Below are 2,954 nucleotides of genomic sequence, written 5' to 3'. Positions count from 1 at the left end.
GGCTCACCACGCCCGCGCGGACCAGCTCGGTCCGGCCCGCGTCCTCCTCCCTGCGGGTGTGCCTGATCACGGTCGTCAGGGCGGCGAACGCGTTGATCACGTAGAGGAAGCCGCCGCTGCGCCAGGTCGCCAGCACCTCCAGGCGCGGCTCGACGACCCCGCCGCCCAGCGCGCGGAAGAAGGCGTAGCGGCGGACGACCTCGGTGTAGGCCAGCTTCAGCTCGTAGGTGCCCATGTTGCGGTTGATGTAGCCGACCATGGCCAGGCTCAGGGCCACCAGCAGCAGGAGCCACCAGGGGGCGATGGCGCGCTCGCGGCGCAGCGCCAGGCGGACGAGCGTCCACGTGCCGCTCATCGCGCGGCCTCCGCCGGCCGGCCGGCCGCGTAGTGGCGCAGGAACAGCTCCTCCAGCGTGGGCGGGCGGCTGTCCAGGGTGCGCACGCCCGCCGCGGTCAGGCGGCGCAGCGCCGGGCCGAGGGCGTCGGCGTCCACGTCGAAGCGCACCCGGCCGCCCTCCTCGCGCAGGTCGTGCACGCCGGGGAGCCCGGCCAGCCCTTCGGCGGGCCGGTCGAGCTCGGCGTGCACGGTGGTGCGGGTCAGGTGGCGCAGCCCGGCCAGGGTGCCGCTCTCGACCGCGCGGCCGTCGCGGATGATCGTGACCCGGTCGCACAGGGCCTCGACCTCCGACAGGACGTGGCTGGACAGCAGCACGGTACGGTCGCCGCGCCGCCGCTCCTCCCTGACGACCTCCCGGAACGTCTCCTCCATGAGCGGGTCGAGCCCGGAGGTCGGCTCGTCGAGCAGCAGCAGCTCGGCGTCGGAGGCGAGCGCCGCGACCAGCGCGACCTTCTGCCTGTTGCCCTTGGAGTAGGCCCGGCCCTTCGTGCGCGGATCGAGGCCGAACCGGTCGAGCAGGTCCTTCCTGCGCCCGCGGTCGAGGCCGCCGCGCAGCCGGCCCAGCAGGTCGATCACCTCGCCGCCGGACAGGTCGGGCCANAGCGTGACGTCGCCCGGCACGTACGCCAGGCGGCGGTGGAGCTCGGCGGCCTCGCGCCAGGGGTCGCCGCCGAGCAGGCGGACGCTGCCCGCGTCGGCCCGCGCGAGGCCGAGCAGGATCCGGAAGGTCGTGCTCTTGCCCGCGCCGTTGGGGCCCAGGAAGCCGTGCACCTCGCCGGTGCGCACGCTCAGGTCGAGCCCGTCGAGGGCCCTGGTCCGGCCGTACGCCTTGACGAGTGCGGCCACCGAGATGGCGTCGCTCATGATGATCTGCCTCGTGACTGTTCGCTCGTACAGTTGACTACCCGAACGAGTAGGACGCTATATCGGCGTATAGTCACTGTCCAGCGCGGCAGCTCAGCAGGGGTGAACCCCGGGGTTTCTCTAGGCGCCGGCGACCTCGTTGGGGATCGCGCCGCCGTAGCGGCGGTCGCGCTTGGCGTAGATCTCGCACGCCGCCCACAGGTCGCGGCGGTCGAAGTCGGGCCAGAGCCGGTCGAGGAAGACCATCTCGGCGTAGGCCGACTGCCACAGCAGGAAGTTCGAGAAGCGCTGCTCCCCCGAGGAGCGCACGAACAGGTCGACCGGCGGGATCTCCGGCTCGTCGAGGTAGCGGGCGAACACCTTCTCGCTCACCTTCGACGGCTTGACCCGCCCGGCCGCGATGTCGGCCGCCAGCTTGACCGCCGCGTCGACGATCTCGGCCTGGCCGCCGTAGTTGACGCAGAACTGCAACGTCAGCTTGCTGTTGCCGAGGGTCATCTCCTCGGCGCTCTGCAGCTCGGAGATCACGCTCTTCCACAGCCGCCCCGGCCGGCCCGCCCAGCGCACCCGCACGCCCATGGCGTTGAGCTCGTCGCGCCGCCGCCTGATGACGTCGCGGTTGAAGCCCATCAGGAAGCGCACCTCGTCGGGCGAGCGCTTCCAGTTCTCCGTGGAGAAGGCGTAGGCGCTCAGGTAGGGGACGCCCAGCTCAAGGGCCCCCTCGATGACGTCGAACAGCGAGGACTCGCCCGCCTTGTGCCCTTCGGTGCGCGGCAGGCCGCGTGCCTTGGCCCAGCGGCCGTTGCCGTCCATCACGATGGCGACGTGCCGGGGCACGAGGTCACGCGGGATCGGCGGCGGGGTGGCGCCTGACGGATGAGGGGTCGGAGGCCGGACGTTCACGCATGCTCCCTTTCGACGTGTCGCAGAGAGCGTATTCCGTGTTCCAGATGCCATTGCAGATATGCGGCCACCAGACCGCTGCACTCGCTGCGGTGGCGCGACTCCGAGGCGTCGGCGGTGGCCCAGTCGCCGCGCAGCAGTGCCGTCATGAGCCCGATCGTCTCCCCCGCCGGCACCGCCGAGCCCGCCGGACGGCACGCCCCGCACACCACGCCGCCCGCGACGATGGCGAAGGCCCTGACCGCCGGGGCCTGGCACTTGGCGCACGCCTCCAGCGCGGGCGCGTAACCGGCCACCGCCAGCGAGCGCAGGAAGTACGCGTCGAGGACCAGCCTGGCCTCGTGGGCGCGTTCGGACAGCGTGCGCAGGCCGCCGACCAGCAGCAGGAACTGCCGCAGCGCCGGCTCCTTCTCGCCGTGGGTCAGCCGGTCGGCCGTCTCCAGCATGGCGCTGCCGGCGGTGTAACGGGGGTAGTCGACGGCCAGCGCCTCGCCGTAGGGCCTGATGGTCTCCGCCTGGGTGATCACGTCGAGCGTGCGGCCGGTGTGGAGCTGGAGGTCGACGTGCGTGAACGGCTCCAGCCGCGCGCCGAAGCGTGACTTGGTGCGGCGCACGCCCCTGGCCACCGCCCGGATCTTGCCGGTGCGCTTGGCCAGAACGGTGACGATGCGATCGGCCTCACCGAGTTTCTGCGTCCGCAGGACGACGCCTTCGTCGCGGTAGAGACTCACTTGCCCATCTTACGGCCGCACGCGCGGCATGTTCCGGGCATGCTCTGGTGACGCGAGTTT

General features: G+C 72.1%; 3 protein-coding genes and 1 pseudogene. All 4 read right to left on the bottom strand.

The window, feature by feature from the left end:
• Positions 1-355, bottom strand: a pseudogene (locus ACWCSD_RS50770) (ABC transporter permease); the annotation flags it as partial.
• Positions 352-1,260, bottom strand: a complete 909-nt coding sequence (locus tag ACWCSD_RS50765; protein ID WP_449926751.1) for an ABC transporter ATP-binding protein — start codon at positions 1,258-1,260, stop codon at positions 352-354. The pseudogene ACWCSD_RS50770 and the gene ACWCSD_RS50765, both read right to left, overlap by 4 nt.
• 120 nt (positions 1,261-1,380) lie before the next feature.
• A complete protein-coding gene (locus tag ACWCSD_RS50760; RefSeq protein WP_397160602.1) occupies positions 1,381-2,163 on the bottom strand; it encodes an isoprenyl transferase in 783 nt (260 codons plus the stop codon).
• The gene (gene recO, locus ACWCSD_RS50755) at positions 2,160-2,894 is read right to left on the bottom strand and encodes a DNA repair protein RecO (protein WP_352352515.1); all 735 of its coding nucleotides are present in this window, start codon (positions 2,892-2,894) and stop codon (positions 2,160-2,162) included. The genes ACWCSD_RS50760 and recO overlap by 4 nt, the downstream gene beginning before the upstream one ends.
• Positions 2,895-2,954: the final 60 nt, after the last annotated feature.

This window comes from Nonomuraea sp. NPDC001684 (genome assembly GCF_053596515.1).
This window is presented reverse-complemented; position numbering and strand designations above follow the sequence as displayed.